A 14,957-nucleotide genomic window follows, 5' to 3' on the forward strand; every position below is an offset into this window, starting at 1 on the left:
GGAGGGAAGGGCCTTCCGGGGGCTGGCGTGCCGTGGCATGACCACCCCCTGGAGGTCTTACCCATGCGTGACACGCTGCCCGCGCTGCGGGCCACCCTGACGGAGTTGGTGGCGATGGACACCACGTCCTTCCGTCCCAACGTTCCGCTCATCGACTACGCGCAGGCGCGACTGGAGGCCGCGGGCTTCAGCGCGGAGCGCCAGAAGTTCCTGGACGACGCGGGTGTGGAGAAGGTGAACCTCGTCGCGGTGAAGGGCGGCTCCGGCCGCGCCGCGCTGGCCCTGGTGGGGCACTCCGACTGCGTGCCGTACGACGCCGCCTGGACGGACGCGCTGCGGTTGACGGAGAAGGACGGACGGCTCTACGGGCGCGGCGCGTGTGACACCAAGGGCTTCATCGCCTGCGCGCTGCACGCGGCGCTGAACGCCGAGCAGTTGAAGGCCCCGCTGATGGTGGTCCTCACCGCGGACGAGGAAGTCGGCCTGACGGGCGCGAAGAAGCTGGTGGAGGCGGGGCTGGGCCGCGCGCGGCACGCGATTGTCGGCGAGCCCACGCGCCTCATCCCGGTGCGCGCCAACAAGGGCTACTGCCTGGCGGAGGTGGAGGTGCGGGGGAAGGAAGGGCACAGCGCGTATCCGGACTCGGGTGCGTCAGCCATCTTCCGCGCGGGCCGCTTCCTCCAGCGCCTGGAGCACCTGGCGCTGACGGTGCTGCGCGAGGACGTCGACGAAGGCTTCCAGCCACCCTTCACCACCGTCAACGTGGGCGTCATCCAGGGTGGCAAGGCCAAGAATGTCATCCCCGGCGCCTGCCGCTTCGTCGTGGAGTGGCGGCCCATCCCCGGGCAGCCGCCGGAGCGCGTGTCGCAGCTGCTGGAGACCATCCGCCAGGAGCTGGTGCGGGATGAGCCCGCCTTCGAGGCTGAGATTCGCGTGGTGCGCACGGACCGGGGTGTGAATACGCGGGCGGACGCGGAGGTGGTGCGCTTCCTCGCGGAGGCCAGCGGCAACGCGCCGGAGACGGTGTCCTTCGGGACGGAGGCGCCGCAGATGACGGAGCTGGGCGCGGAGGCGGTGGTGTTCGGCCCCGGCGACATCCGCGTGGCGCACCAGACGGGCGAATACGTGCCCGTGGAAGACCTGGTGCGCTGCGAGGCCGTCCTGGCGCGCGCCGTGGCCCACTTCTGCGGGGGGCGCTGAGCCCGCGAGCGCACGCGCCACGATGCGCGGCGCCTGCGAGGCTTGCTCGCCGCGGCGGTGAGGCCGCGGCGGGTGACGGCCGGGGCCACGGGCGTTTCGAGAGGCCTAGGCCTGCGGCAGCGCGCAGTGGCCCAAGTCCCTCAGCACCTTCTTGGCCTCGGTGATGAGGTCGTGGCCGCTGGCGCCCTGCGGCGCGCGGGCGATGAGCTTCATGTCCGGCGTGAGGCGGTAGACGCCCTTGGAGCGCTGCACCAGCCCCGCCACCTTGGGGCCATCCAGCAGCGCGTCCGCGCCCAGCGTCACCACCAGCCGGGTGGTGCCCACCTCCAGCCCGCGCAGGCGCAGGTCGCGCATGTCGATTTTCAGCAGCGTCAGCTCGGACAGGTGGTCCACCTCGTCCGGGGCTTCGCCGTACCGGTCCACCAGCTCCGCGCGCAGGTCCGTGACTTCGTCCGGGTGGCTGGCCTGGCTGAAGCGCTTGTAGAAGACGAGCCGCTGGTGGACGTCGCTGACGTAGTCGTCCGGGATGAGCGCCGGCATGGGCAGCGTGACGTCCGGCTCGATTTGCAGCTTGGGCGGCTGGCCCTGCATCTCCGCGACGGCCTCCTCCAGCAGCTGCGCGTACATGTCGAAGCCAATCTCGGCGATGGCGCCCGACTGCTTGTCGCCCAGCAGGTTGCCCGCGCCGCGAATCTCCAGGTCATGACTGGCGATGGAGAAGCCCGCGCCCAGCTCGGTGAAGTTCTGGAGCACCTCCAGGCGCCGCTGCGCGTCCTTCGTCACCGCGCGCCGCGACGGCACCAGCAGGTACGCATACGCGCGCTCCTTGGAGCGGCCCACGCGGCCCCGGAGCTGGTAGAGCTGCGCCAGGCCGAACTGGTCCGCCCGGTTCACAATCATCGTGTTGGCGCTGGAGATGTCGATGCCGCTCTCGATGATGCTGGTGCACAGCAGCACCTGGTACTTCTTCTCCGTGAAGGCGAGCATCACCTTCTCCAACTGCCCTTCGCCCATCTGCCCGTGCGCCACGCCGATGCTGATTTGGGGAACCAGCGCGCGCAGCTGCGTCTCGATGGAGGGCAGGGACTCCACGCGGTTGTGGACGAAGAACACCTGTCCGCCGCGCGCCACCTCGCGCTCAATCGCCTCCTTCACCACCGTGTCCTCGTGCTTCATCACGAAGGTGCGGATGGCCCGGCGGTCCTGCGGCGGCGTGGCGATGATGCTCATGTCACGCACGCCCGACATGCTCATGTGCAGCGTGCGGGGAATGGGCGTGGCCGTCAGCGTGAGCACGTCAATCTGGGAGCGCCACTTCTTCAGCGACTCCTTCTGCTTCACGCCGAAGCGCTGCTCCTCGTCGACAATCATCAGGCCCAGTTCCTTGAAGGCCACCTCGCCGCCCAGCAGCTTGTGCGTGCCGATGAGGATGTCGACCTTGCCCTCCTTGGCGCGCTTGAGGGCCTCCCGCACCTCCGGCGCCTTCCTCATCCCGGAGATGACCTCCACCGTGACGGGGTAGTCAGCGAAGCGCTTCTTGAAGGACAGGTAGTGCTGCTGCGCCAGCACGGTGGTGGGCACCAGCACCGCCACCTGCTTGCGGTCCAGCGCGGCCTTGAAGGCGGCCCGCATGGCCACCTCCGTCTTGCCGTAGCCCACGTCACCGCAGACGAGCCGGTCCATGGGCTCCGGCTTCTGCATGTCCGCCAGCACGTCTTCAATCGCCTTGGCCTGGTCCGGCGTCTCCTCGAACTCGAAGTCCGCTTCGAACTGGGCGAAGTACCGGTCCGGCGCGCTGAAGGCATGGCCGGGGTGCGCCTTGCGCGCGGCGGCAATCTGGAGGAGCTCCGCCGCCATCTTGAGCAGCTGCTCCTTGACGCGCTTCTTCGTCTTCTCCCAGCTCGTGGTGCCCAGCTTGTCCAGCTGCACCTGCGTGGGGTCGCCGCCGGAGAACTTCTGGATGAGCCGCATGCGGCCCACCGGCAGGTAGATTTTGTCCCGGCCCGCGTACTCCAGGACGAGGAAGTCCCCGGGCACGCCGTTGACCTCCATCTTCGTCAGGCCCGCATAGCGGCCAATGCCGAAGTCGGTATGGACGATGAGGTCGCCTTCCTTCAGGTCCCCGAAGCCGGAGCCGAACGCGTCCAGCTTCTTGCTGCGCCGGGGACGCCGGCGCGCGCGCACGCCGAAAATCTCCTCGTCCGCCAGCACCGCGAGCCCGCCCGGTCCATCCACGAAGCCGTGGCTCACCTCGCCCGTGAAGAGGTGCGCGCGGATGGACGGCTCGTACAGCGCCACCGCGTCCTCCAGCGGCTCCGTGTGGACCTTCACCGCCACGTTGCGGTCCAGCAGCAGCCGCTTCAGCCGGTCCGCCTGGCTCAGCGTGCCACACGCCACCACGCAGGCCACGCGCAGCTCGCGCCAGCGCTCCAGCCGCTCCACCAGCGGGGACAGCGCGCCTTCTTCACCGTGGTGCGCCAGGATGGCCTCGCGCAAATCCTGGGTGCCGCCGAAGCTGAAGTGCACCGGCGGGCGCTCCGACTGCGCCAGCGACAGGCCACCGCCCTCCAGCACGCGGAAGGACCGCAGCCGCTGATTCACGTCCTCACGGGAGAGGAAGTGCTCCAGCGGCGGACAGATGAGCTCCTGCCGGGCCTCGGCCGCGCTGTGCGAGCGCTCCAGCTCCTCCCACAGCGTGTCCGCCGCGCGGTCCTGGCCCAGCGGGTCGTCCAGGTAGATGACGGGCGCCTCAGGGCTCCAGTCGCGCAGGAAGTCGAACACCGTGGACAGCCCGCCCTCGAAGAAGCCGGGCAGCAGGCCCTCCATCCCGAAGCCGGGCAGGCCCTCGCGCAGGGCGTCCAGCTGCTCGCGCAGCCTGATGGTGGGCAGGTTGATACGGTCGGCCACCGCGCGGGCGGCGGACTCGGCGCGCGGGCGCGTCTCGTCGGTGAGCAGCACCTCGCGCGCGGGGACCAGGTCCACTTCCTTCAGCGCGTCCACCGTGCGCTGGGACTGCGGGTCGAAGGCGCGGAGGGACTCGATGGTGTCGCCGAAGAACTCCAGGCGGACGGGCTTGTCGTAGAGGGGGCTGAAGACATCCAGCAGGTCGCCGCGCACGCTGAACGTGCCCACGTCCTCCACCAAGGGGCTGTTCTGGTAGCCCATGTGCACCAGCCGGCGCGCCAGCGAGTCGCGGTCGAAGTCCTGACCCGCGGCCACCCGCGCGGCCAGCGCGCGCATCACCGACAGCGGCAGCACCCTGCGGTGCAGCGCGCGCACCGACAGCACCAGCGCGGGGAAGCGCGTGCCCTGGCCCAGGTGGAAGAGGGCGCCCAGCCGCTCCGTGACGGCCGCCGCGTCGGGAGACACCTCGTCGTAGGGCAGCACCTCGTCCGCGGGCAGCCGCAGCACGCGCGGCGCCAGCAGGCTGCCCTGGCCGCCCAGGAAGAAGGACAGGTCGGCCGCGAGTGCGTCGGCGGCTTCCTCGTCCACCGCCACGCAGACGAGCGGCGCTTTCAACGCGCCATGCAGGCGGGCGAGCACATGCCCGCGCGCGGCCCCCTTGAGCCCCTGCGTCCGGACGCGCTGCCCCGCCCGAAGTCCGTCAACCACCTGAGCGAAGGGGTCACCCGCCGCGCCGCCGTCCTGCGTCTGTTTGAAGGGAGTGTCCATGAGTGGACCCTGAGGGCCCCAGGGTAATTAGAAGTCTCACCCTGTCAGGTCAACGACGGAGCGTCGCAGGTGTCGAGCGAAACAGGAGAAATCGGAAGCTCTGGTTAGCTCGGGCACTGTTCAGCCACCCCGGGGACCGGTTGGCCCCGCCCCTGTCTGCGGGGTTAGGGTGGCTCACAACGGCAGCATCGGGGGCCACGCCGACATGTCATCTGGCCGTGGAATCAACAGGTGCCTGGGCACCGAAGGGGACGAACCTCTTTCCGAGGCGGTGGCCGTCTTGCGGAGCGTGCGCTCCGCGGTCGGCGGCATCGTCGACTTCGAGTGTGTCTCCGCCAACGTGCAGGCGGAGCGCTGGCTCGGCGGAGAAGAGGGCCGCCTGGTGCACCACCGGCTGCTGGAAGAAGCGCCGTGGGCGTGGGACAGCGGCCTCTTCAGTGCATGTGTCCGCGCGGTGACACGCCGCGCGCCAGACGTCGCGCGGGTGTCCCGGCAGTCGCCCATGGGCACCGTGTGGCTCCAGGCGCGCGTGTCACCGTGTGACGACGGCGTGGTGCTCTTCCTGGAGGACCTCACCGAGCGCATGGCCGCGGAGGAGGCCCTGCGGCGCGACCATGACCTGCTGCACGCCGTCATCCAGAGCGCCACCGACGCCATCTACGTGAAGGACGTGTCGGGCCGCTACATCCTCATCAACCCCGCCACCGCGAGCGCCTTCCACCGGGCCCCGCGCGAAATCCTCGGCCGCACGGACGCGGAGCTGCTGGGCGCCGAGAGGGCCGCGCCGACGCTGGCGCACGACCGTGAGGTGATGAGCTCCGGGCAGACGGCCACGTACGAAGGGGCGGAAGGCGGCCCGGGGACGGACCGCATCTGGCACACGACGAAGGGCGTGCTTCGCCGCGGTGATGGCACCGTGTACGGCCTGTTCGCCATCTGCCGGGACGTCACCGCGCGGCGCCGCCAGGAGCTGGAGCGCGAGGAGGAGGCGCGCTTCCAGGAGCGCTTCATTGGCGTGCTGGGCCATGATTTGGGCAACCCCCTGGCCGCGGTGCGGCTGTCCTCCGCGGCCCTCCTGGCCCGGGACACGCTGCCCCCGGAAATCCGGCGCGTGGTGACCCGAATCGACGGCAGCGCCGAGCGGATGGCGCGGCTGGTGAAACAGTTGCTCGACTTCACGCGCGCCCGCATGGCCGGCGGCATCCCGCTGCGTCCCCACGAGGTGTCCATGGAGGACGTGTGCCGGCGCATCATCTCCGAGCTGGAGCCCGCGCATCCGGCGTGCGGTGTCTGCCTGGAGGTGGACGGCGAATCACGCGGCGTCTGGGACGAGGAGCGCCTGGGGCAGGTGCTGTCGAACCTGCTGGGCAACGCGCTTCAACACAGTCCGGAGGGGAGCTCGGTGCGGGTGCGGCTGGCGGCGAAGGACCCGTTCTTCCAGCGCGTGGAGGTCCACAACGGGGGGCCGCCCATCCCCGAGTCGTTGCGCCCGCGGCTCTTCTCGCCGTTCCACGGGGTGCCCCCCGAGCCGGGGCAGCCGAAGCCGAAGCACCAGGGCCTGGGGTTGGGGCTCTACATCGTGTCGCAAATCGTGACCGCGCACGGGGGCTGGCTGGACGTGGCGTCGTCGGTGGACACGGGGACCTGCTTTTCCGTGACGCTGCCTCGCGTCACCCGGCCGCTGGGGGGGCCGCCAGGCAAGAGTGCCTGAGGCCCGGCCCCTGGCCTGCTAGCGCTGGCCGAACTTCACGGCGGCCCGCAGACGGAGGACGTCCGTCAGCGAGCCCGGGTCCACCAGCTCCATCGCGGCCTGCTGGGACAGGCCGGCGTACCGGCGCTTGCGGTACTCCTCCTCGTCCTCTTCACCGCCGCCCTTGTCGCCCTTGTCGTCACCGCCGCCCTTGCCATCATCCGGGCGCAGGGACAGCGAGGGTGCCGGGGACAATCCCTTCTCGATGTGCACCGATGAGAGCGCGTCCGCGCGCAGGGAGGTGAACAGGCTGGCCATGGAGAGGCAGAAGACGACGGCGACGGTGAGGTTCTTCATGGGGGGGCTCCGTTTCTCTTGAGGGGGATGACGCGCGGCTTCGAAGGGAAATTCAAGGGGCCGCGGGCGCCTTCATGGTGCGGATGTATCCCACCAGTGCGTCAATCTGCGCCGGGGTGAGCTTGTCCTTGAAGGGCTTCATCTTGCGGTTGCTTGGATCTCCGTTGGCAATCACCTCGCGGAGGTCCGCGTCCGTCCGTGCCCGCTGCCAGTCGGGCCGGCTCATGTCGCCGATGGACTCCTTCTGGCCCATCTTCGTCCGCGCCTTGCCGTCACCGCCGTGACACACGGTGCACTTCGCCTTCCACACGTCGGCCACGGCGTCCGCGTGGGCGCTGGTGGCCCCACCCAGGCTGAGGACCAGGACAAGCCGCTTCATCATCGTCGGGGGCTCCTCGAGGACGGCACGCCGGGCCCTGGGCCCGGGACCCCCGAGCATACGCCGAAGCAGCCCGTGTGCACGCGCGGCGGCGGCTACTGGCAGCCTGGGGTGGAGGCGTGCTTGTCACAATCCACGGGGCGTACGGCCGCCGTCAGGCCGTCCGCCTGGAACACCAGCTCCGGTCTCCAGTCCGGCGCTTCCAGCGTCCCGCCGTTGCGCAGGAGGACGAGCCGCTGCGTCGTGGGCAGCGGGGCGTCCTGCTCGCACACCCTTCCGCCAGGCGCCAGCGGGGCCACGACGGGCGCGCCGACGCCGGGGTTGCCCCGCCAGCACAGGCCCACCAGCAGGTCCACGTCGAGCTTCGGCGGGATGACCCGCTCCGGCCCCAGCTCCGGGCACTCGCAGCCGCCCACGCCGCAGGCGTTGTCCTGGCACGCGGGCATGGGACACACCGTGCCCCAGGCATCACTGCAGGCCAGTGCCTCCCAGCGCATGCGCGTCACCTGGACGCCCTGCTCATCCGTGACGCGAGTGCCCAGCCGCACGGGCTGGTGGGTCGCGCGTGCTTTCTGACGGGCCTCCTGCATCATCAGCACCAGCTCGCGCTGCGCGGCGCCCAGGCGCTGGCGCTCCGTCATGCCCTGGAAGCTGGACACGGAAAGGGTGGTGAAGAGGCCGACCAGGGCCACCACGACCATCACCTCCAGCAGCGTCATGCCTCGGTTGCGTGGCCGCATGTCAGCCCCCCGTTCCCACGAACGCGAAGTTGCGAGGCGCCAGGCGGACGACGCTGTGCCGGCGCTTGAAGCCATCCCGGGGATTGCCATCGTCGTCTCGCGCTCCGGGCGCTTCGTTCCCCGTCAGCTCGGCCCGCTGCGAGCGCGCGGTGATGGACAGCTCCACCACGCGCAGGTGGCGCATCAGCTCGTCACCCGCGCTGCCCGGGCCGCGGTCCGGCGCAGCGGGCACGCCGGAATCCCAGGCCCAGGAGATGTGCGTGGCGCAGGTGGCCTGGGTGCAGGTGGCCAATGAGGGGCGCCCGGCCTCCGCGTCCGGGAAGAAGCGCACGGGGGCGCCGGGGAGCGCGTCGGGGGCCACCACGCCCAGCCGGACCTGCAACTGCTCGATGTCCTGGGACACCGCGGTGTAGCCCGCGGGCCCCGTGGGGCCATCCGGGTCCACCTCCAGCACGGGCGTGCCTTCGGGCCAGTTCACCCGGTAGCCGCGGCTGGTGAGCGGGAGCAGGTACATGCCGCCTTCGCGAGGTGCCCGTGTGCCAAGCCAGGGTGACTCGGGGAGCGTCACGGCGTCGGGATGACAGTGGCCATCAGCGGGCGCGGGCCGGCCTGGGAGGGCGGGGGTCCACTCCACGCCCTCCGCCACGAGGTTCGTCACCTGTCCCACGCAGGCCCAGCCCCGCTCGTCTTCCGTGCCCGGGAACACGACGGCGATGACCGCGTTGTCCAGGTAGGCGGGAGGCAGGCCTCCGACGCACAGCGTGTCCTCGAACCAGGCCGCGGTCGCCGGCAGGGGACACTGGTCCAGCAGCACCATGCGCGCCGGGTCCGTCTCCCAGACCTCCAAGGCATCCGACAGCAGCGCGGCATCGGCGGGGGGGACGAAGGTGGCGTCATCCGGGAACGTGGCCTGGGGGCGGGCCCACACGGCGTAGAACAGGTCCGCTTCGCCAGAGGGAATCCGGCCGCCGGTGAGGGAGACGCTGCCAATGCCCGCGCCCGCCCGCTGCACGCCGAACGCCATCAAGTCCCGCGCGGCCCGGCCCTTGTTCTGCGTCTCCATGATGCGCTCTTCCAGCAGGCCCCGGCGCTGGAGCTGGACGCTCACGCCAATGGCGGTGGCGAGCAGCACCATGGACATCGAGGCGGCCACCATCAGCTCGATGAGCGTGAAGCCGCGCGGCGTCGTCGAACGAAGTCGCTTCATGGCGCCATCCGGGTCTGCAGGGCCACCGCGCGGCGGGGAGCACCGGGCTCCTCCGCCCAGCTCACGGTGACGCGGACGTTGATGACCTGGTGCAGGGCCAGGCTGCTGGCGTGGGGCAGTGGAATGGCACGGCTCAGCGCGGGCTCGCCTGTCTCGGAGCCCTCGAAGGGCGGGTCCACGTCCAGCGTCAGCGTGTAGGCCATCCGCGGCGTCGCGCCCGGGAGGGGCGGCGTCTCCGTCATGCGGCCATTGGCGGACCACCACACGTCGCGCCCCGTGTTGTCGAGCTGCTTGATGTTGACGCAGGGGTCGTTCAGCGGCTCGCCCACGCAGCGGAGGTTGACCACGCGCTCCAGCTCCTGTTCGGCGATGAGGTTCGCCTGGCCCAGGTTGTTGTTGCGGCGGTTGTGACGGGACGCGGTGCTCAGCGTGAGCATGATGCCCAGGATGCCGAGCATGAGCACCGCGGCGGTGGCGAGGGTCTCCAGGATGCTGAGGCCGCGTGGATGGGCGTGGAGCAGGCGCCGGTTCATGGCACCACCTCCTGGACGCGTGAGCCGGACTGCACGTCCCAGATGAGCACCCGGGAGCTGCTTCGCGGCGACTCCGAGGTGGGGTTGTTGTACGTCCCGCTTCCCAGCGCGCGCACCTGCCCGTTCTTCACGATGAGCAGGTGGTTGTCATAGAGCACGGGCGCGTGCGTGCCGTGGCCGTCGATGGCGGTGTCGTTGCCCGCGAGCGCGTTGCCCGCGGTGCTGTAGGCGTAGACCCTGCCGCTGGTGGTGCTGTCCAGGTCGCACGCGCTGGCGGCGCGGCCCACGGCGCTGGTGGTGAAGACCCCGTCCTGGGTGGTGGAGACGCCGCCCCAGACGACCTGTCCCTCGCCCAGCTCGCGTGCCCATTCGAGTTGCGCGGGGCAGGTGGCGCCGGGCCGCGCGGTGGGCACCGGGTCGCGGTCCTCGAAGGCCATCAGGTGATAGCGGGGCCGCGGGCTGGCGGTGTCGTCCGGCTCGTTGGCGATGTCCGGGTTGTTGGCGGTGCCGAAGTACAGCCGCACCCGGCGTGAGCCGCTGTCCGGCACCACCGACGCGGAGATGGTGGAGAAGATGCGCTGGCTGGTGGGGTTGCGGATGCCGGGCACGGCCTGCGCGTCCGCGACGACACAGGCGGCCAGCACCTTGCCCAGCGGCGTGTTCGTCCCGGTGTTCGAGTAGGTGGGGTTGATGCGGTAGATTTTTCCCGAGGTGGACGGGACGTAGATGACGTCGACGCTGCCGTCGCCGTTCACGTCCAGCGGAATGGGCTCTCCGCCGATGCCTTCGTCCGCGTCAGCGGTGGTGCCCAGCGTGACGACGCCCGCCAGCCGCGCCTTCGCGCTGTTGCCCGGCACCTGCGCGGGCAGACCCGTCTTGAGGTCCATCAGGTAGACGGTGCCCACCGTTCCGGGCTCCGGCGAGTAGTCCGTGCCGAACATGGACACCCACTTCTTGCCGCCATTCTGGCCGAAGTCCATGCGCACCAGCGAGGGCGCGTGGCGCGAGCCGCGTGTGTCGGGCCTGGGCGTGGCGCCGGTGAAGAGCGCCGGCAGCGGGTTGCAGCCGTTGCCGTTGTTTGCGCACGGAGCGCCCGCGGACGTGAAGCGGTCCCGCTTCATGTCGAACTCCCACAGGGGCGTGGGGTAGCCCGAGGCCGTGGGGTTGGTGACGTCGAGCGCGAAGAAGATGCTCTGCTTGGGGCCGGTGGCGCTGGCCAGCACCGTCTTGGCGCCCTCGTTCCGGGCCGAGCGGGGACGCCAGGCCTCGTCGGTCTGCCGCGGGTCATGGCCGGTGTCCGGGCGGTAGTCGTTGCCCCGCAGGTCCACGTCCGCCACGGAGGGCGTGGCGTCCATGGTGGCGCGCTCGGTGGAGTACGCGTCGTTGGCGCGGCGGTAGTTCTCCACGTAGTAGGGCAGCATCTTGAACGGCAGGTAGGCGAACAGCTCGTCGCCTTCGCCGTAGTCGTGCCCGCTGGCGCAGCCGCCGTCCCGGCCGAAGTAACCCTGATACTCCACGCGGCCTGGCGTGCAGGGGTCATCCCCCGTTTGGAAGACGCCCGTGCCCAGCGCGTGCAGATAGCCCTGCGTGGTGCCCACATACGTCACCGTGGGGCGGCCCGTGTTGGCCGTGCTGAAGTTCTCCGTGAACTTGCGGCGCTCCGTGTCCAGGTTGCGGCCTTCGAGCAGCCACGCGGGCACGTTGGGCGGCCCGATGACGGCCGCGGTGGACAGGTTCACTCCGCCCAGCGGCCAGGTCCGCATCCGGTTGCGAGCGAGCGAGGCCTGACGGTCCTCCCAGCCGTAGAGCCAGTCGCGCAGCGCCACCCGGTCATCCGCGGTGCAGCCGTTGCGGCCGTCCAGGTCATACAGATACACGCTGCCGTTGCGCCGCGTGCAGTAGGTGTCTGGGAAGACGGGGCTGGTGGTGTCGCCGCGCGCCATCAGGTCCTTCACGGCGATGGCCTGCTGGTTCGCTGGATTGAGCGTGATGAGCCTGCGCGTGTCGAGCGGCTCGCCGGGACGGGTCTCCAGCGCGCGCATCAGGTCGCGCATCCACTTGCCGGAGTCCCAGACCTCCTGCGTGGGCTCATAGGGCGCCAGCGTGGCGGGCTCGTAGAGCTTCTTCAGGTAGATGTGGCCCCGGTCGATGGTGTCCGGGCGGTTGTCGTAGGTGCGGATGGAGACCTGGTCCACGCCTCCGTCGGCCACCCAGGTGCGCCCGGGCGTTTCATAGACGCCGTGGATGACGGCGTTGGCCATGGGGATGAGCGACGCGCGGCCGTATTCGCCGCTGCGCTGCGCTTTGTAGGAGACGTTGATGTTGTGGATGGTGGGCTGGCAGGACTCACCCGGGCTCTCCAGCACCGCGCGCCAGCACAGCTGTGTTCCCACGCGGCCCTGCTCCAGGAAGTCCTGGAGGACCGCCGTCTCGTTGCGCACGCCGCCGTCGCTGTCCGGGATGGGGACCCGGAGCCAGTTCGGCGTGTCGTTGACGACATACGTGGGGTTGGAGGTGTTGCAGGGCTCCTGGCAGACCTTGCAGTCCAGCGCCACCTCATAGGTGATGTCCGGCCTGCGCTGGCCCGTGCCGCCGTCCGGCAGTTGGACGGAGATGGCGCAGGGCGCGAGTCCGCCGCCGTCCGCCGCGTAGTAGGGCTGGTCCTCCACGGTGAACGTCACCTCGGTGATGGTGAAGTCCAGGGAGATGTCCGGAGAGATGTCCGACACCACGTCGGAGCGGTAGGAGCCGTTGTTCTGCTTGTTGATGAGGATGACGATGTCGCTGTACGTGCGGTCACCGCCCGCGTTCTGGTCTTCCCAGCCCAGAATCCAGACCAGGGGATTGTCACGCGGCGCGCCCACAATCGTGTGCGCCGCGCGGCGGTTCACGGAGCGGACGTCCTGCGTCTGGTTGTTCGGGAAGACGACGCGGCCATAGGCCGGGTCGTCTCGCAGGCGGGCATAGGCGCCACCGCCCAGCCAGGTGCTCAGGTTCTTCCGGTCCACCACCAGCGGGTTGAGGCTCTGGTGCAGGTCCATGTTGAGCGGCGTCTTGCTGAAGAAGACGTTGATGTCGCCGTGCATCCACAGGTCGCACTGCACCTCCCGGCCGTCCGTGGTGGGCCGGGTGATGAAGCAGGAGTCCGTGGCGGGGCCGTAGATCTGCTCCACGTAGGTGACGAGGAAGAAGACGATTTCGCGGCCGCCCGCGAGCCGTCCCATGGGGACAATCTGGTCCTCCGCCTTGGTGATGGGCGCGCCCGGGTCCCTGCCGGTGATGAGCCGCCCCGCGCTGTCGAACGCGCTGGCCTTGTAGTCAGGGATGCCGTCGGCAGCGCTGGATTTGTCCCAGGTGCCGGTGACGCGCGTGAAGGTCCCCTGGGCGTCGAGCGTCCAGCCCTGACGGGGGGCAAAGCACTCGGCGGTCTCCGACTGGCGGCATTGGTTCGAGTCATCGTCCGTGGACAGGAAGATGAGGTTGCCGATGCCTCGGTTGTCGTTGAGCGAGTGCCGTGGCTCCAGCAGGTTGGGGATGTGCGGGAACAGGCCCCGGTCGCTGAAGTACGTGTCGACCCGCTCTGGAATCGCGGTGGCCCGGAGGTTGAGGTAGTCGAAGCCGTCGTTCATCCGCTCGTTGAGGAGCAGGTCCGCTTCGAAGTCCCGGACGCGCTGACCCACCACGCCGCCCGTCCTTGGCTGCGCGGGATAGTCCGCCAGACTCTCCCAGCGCCGAGGCCCTTGATTGGCGAGGTAGCTGGACGCGCTGGTGCACCGGCCCGTCAACAGGTCGGGCTCGCGCAGCGTCACCGTGCCGGCGTCCCCAAAGCGGCGGTGGGTGAACGGACGGTTGCAGCGAGGGCCCTCGCTGCCGATGTAGCGCGTGGGGTTGAGGTTGTAGAGGTCCTCGTGAAAGTCGGGCACGCCGTTGTTGTTCTTGTCCAGCAGCCGGTCGTCGTCGGAGTTCTCGCGCGTGCCGTTGTCGTCGATGTACTCGGCGTCGATGAGCTCGTCGTAATAGAACCAGCCCAGCGTGCTGGAGGCGCCGCTGCCCGCGCGGTCATCGACGATGAGCGCGGTGAGCTCCTGCTCGAAGGGCAGGATGATTTTCTCCGGGTCCAGGACGTTGAGGTTGGTGTTGAGCCGCAGCTTGGGCGGGTCGTCGTCCGTGACGATGATGGCGCTGGGGATGCCCGCGTCCCTGCTGAAGTCGGGTTGCTTGTCCTGGTCCGTGGTGTCGATGCACAGCGCGAGGCTGCTGGCGCCGCCATCCGCGCCGCCACTGCCCGTGTCGCCGCCGGGACTTTGGGCGAGCACGGCTCCCGCGGCGGCCACGGCCACCGCGGCCATCCAGGTTCGAGTCCAGCGCATGATGTCCCCCTGGCGGCCGGTGCTTCAGGGCCGCCCGATTCAGGTGCAACGGATTGCGGTTGAAGGCGTGGAAGTCAGAATGTGGGGAGGCCGCTGGTAGAGGTGCCGGTGCCCCGGCACCCCATCTTCGTGCCGTAGCTGCACGCGAGCCCTCCCTGGGTGCTGCTGTGCTCCAGGAGTGAGCGGACGATGGTGCGGTAGGGGAGGCCCGGGCCCGGGGGCTGGACCTCGCCCACGGACACCAGCCAGATGCGACCGTTGGCGTCGGCGTTGCGGTCGGCGTCGTCGTCGTCGTCCTCCACGACGAAGACGCGGAAGGAGACGCCGCGGGCCTCCGGATAGGCGCGGATGGGCTCGCCCTCCACGTCGTTGATTTCAACGGAGGCGCCCGTCACGGCGTCGTCGATGGCCGTGCCCCGCGCCAGCGTGTAGGGCGTCTGGGGAATGAGCTCCCGCCAGGGCACGCCGCCCGCCGCGACGTCGGGCAAGCCCTGCTCGGACACGACTTGCAGGCGTGGCAGGACGTCCTGGTTGTAGCTGCCAAGGCCTCCCGAGACGGGGTTGTTCATCATCGCCAGGACGACGGCGCGCCCCTCGGCCATGCCCGCCTCGGCGGCGAACAGGGCTTCCCGCGAGCGGCGCTCATGGGATTGGAGCGCGCTCTCCGTGGTCACCGCGCGGAGGGACACGAGCACGCCCGCGGTGACGAGCGCGATGAGCCCCAGCGCCAGCAGCAGCGTGAAGCCTCTCCGCGCGCCAGGGGCGTGTGCGGGCTTGCGGGTCGGATGACAGCGCACCGGGGACTCCTT

At 70.1% G+C, this 14,957-nt stretch carries 10 protein-coding genes; 2 read left to right on the forward strand and 8 right to left on the reverse strand.

Going from position 1 to position 14,957, the window contains the following annotated elements; all coding sequences use genetic code 11:
• Positions 1–63: 63 nt before the first annotated feature.
• Complete coding sequence (gene argE, locus KGD87_RS31995; RefSeq protein ID WP_284664738.1) at positions 64–1,200, forward strand: acetylornithine deacetylase; 1,137 nt, start codon at positions 64–66, stop codon at positions 1,198–1,200.
• Between the two features lie 105 nt (positions 1,201–1,305).
• Here the strand turns inward: argE and mfd are convergent, their stop codons facing one another.
• Positions 1,306–4,872, reverse strand: coding sequence for a transcription-repair coupling factor (gene mfd / locus KGD87_RS32000; RefSeq protein WP_284664739.1), 3,567 nt, complete (start codon positions 4,870–4,872; stop codon positions 1,306–1,308).
• A gap of 271 nt (positions 4,873–5,143) precedes the next feature.
• On the opposite strand from mfd, the gene KGD87_RS32005 reads away from it, so the two are divergent.
• Positions 5,144–6,583: a PAS domain-containing sensor histidine kinase gene (locus KGD87_RS32005; protein ID WP_350100547.1), complete on the forward strand. Its 1,440-nt coding sequence runs from the start codon at positions 5,144–5,146 to the stop codon at positions 6,581–6,583.
• An 18-nt stretch (positions 6,584–6,601) separates the two neighbouring features.
• Here KGD87_RS32005 and KGD87_RS32010 read toward each other — a convergent pair whose 3' ends face one another.
• The 7 genes from KGD87_RS32010 to KGD87_RS32040 form a co-directional block, all read right to left on the reverse strand.
• Entirely contained in the window at positions 6,602–6,919 is a 318-nt protein-coding gene (locus tag KGD87_RS32010; protein ID WP_284664741.1) for a hypothetical protein, read from the reverse strand.
• A 52-nt stretch (positions 6,920–6,971) separates the two neighbouring features.
• The gene (locus tag KGD87_RS32015) at positions 6,972–7,301 is read right to left on the reverse strand and encodes a c-type cytochrome (RefSeq protein ID WP_284664742.1); all 330 of its coding nucleotides are present in this window, start codon (positions 7,299–7,301) and stop codon (positions 6,972–6,974) included.
• A gap of 92 nt (positions 7,302–7,393) precedes the next feature.
• Positions 7,394–8,038 carry a pilus assembly FimT family protein gene (locus KGD87_RS32020; RefSeq protein WP_284664743.1) on the reverse strand — a complete coding sequence of 215 codons (645 nt, stop codon included), beginning with the start codon at positions 8,036–8,038 and terminating at the stop codon, positions 7,394–7,396.
• 1 nt (position 8,039) lies between these two features.
• Positions 8,040–9,245 (reverse strand): PilW family protein, encoded by a 1,206-nt coding sequence (locus KGD87_RS32025; RefSeq protein ID WP_284664744.1) that lies wholly within the window; start codon positions 9,243–9,245, stop codon positions 8,040–8,042.
• Positions 9,242–9,778 (reverse strand): type IV pilus modification PilV family protein, encoded by a 537-nt coding sequence (locus KGD87_RS32030; RefSeq protein WP_284664745.1) that lies wholly within the window; start codon positions 9,776–9,778, stop codon positions 9,242–9,244. The genes KGD87_RS32025 and KGD87_RS32030 overlap by 4 nt, the downstream gene beginning before the upstream one ends.
• The gene (locus KGD87_RS32035) at positions 9,775–14,148 is read right to left on the reverse strand and encodes a pilus assembly protein (RefSeq protein ID WP_284664746.1); all 4,374 of its coding nucleotides are present in this window, start codon (positions 14,146–14,148) and stop codon (positions 9,775–9,777) included. The genes KGD87_RS32030 and KGD87_RS32035 overlap by 4 nt, the downstream gene beginning before the upstream one ends.
• A gap of 74 nt (positions 14,149–14,222) precedes the next feature.
• Positions 14,223–14,945 (reverse strand): hypothetical protein, encoded by a 723-nt coding sequence (locus tag KGD87_RS32040; protein WP_284664747.1) that lies wholly within the window; start codon positions 14,943–14,945, stop codon positions 14,223–14,225.
• Positions 14,946–14,957 lie beyond the last annotated feature (12 nt).

Source organism: Myxococcus sp. SDU36, assembly GCF_030168875.1.
GTDB lineage: Bacteria > Myxococcota > Myxococcia > Myxococcales > Myxococcaceae > Myxococcus > Myxococcus vastator.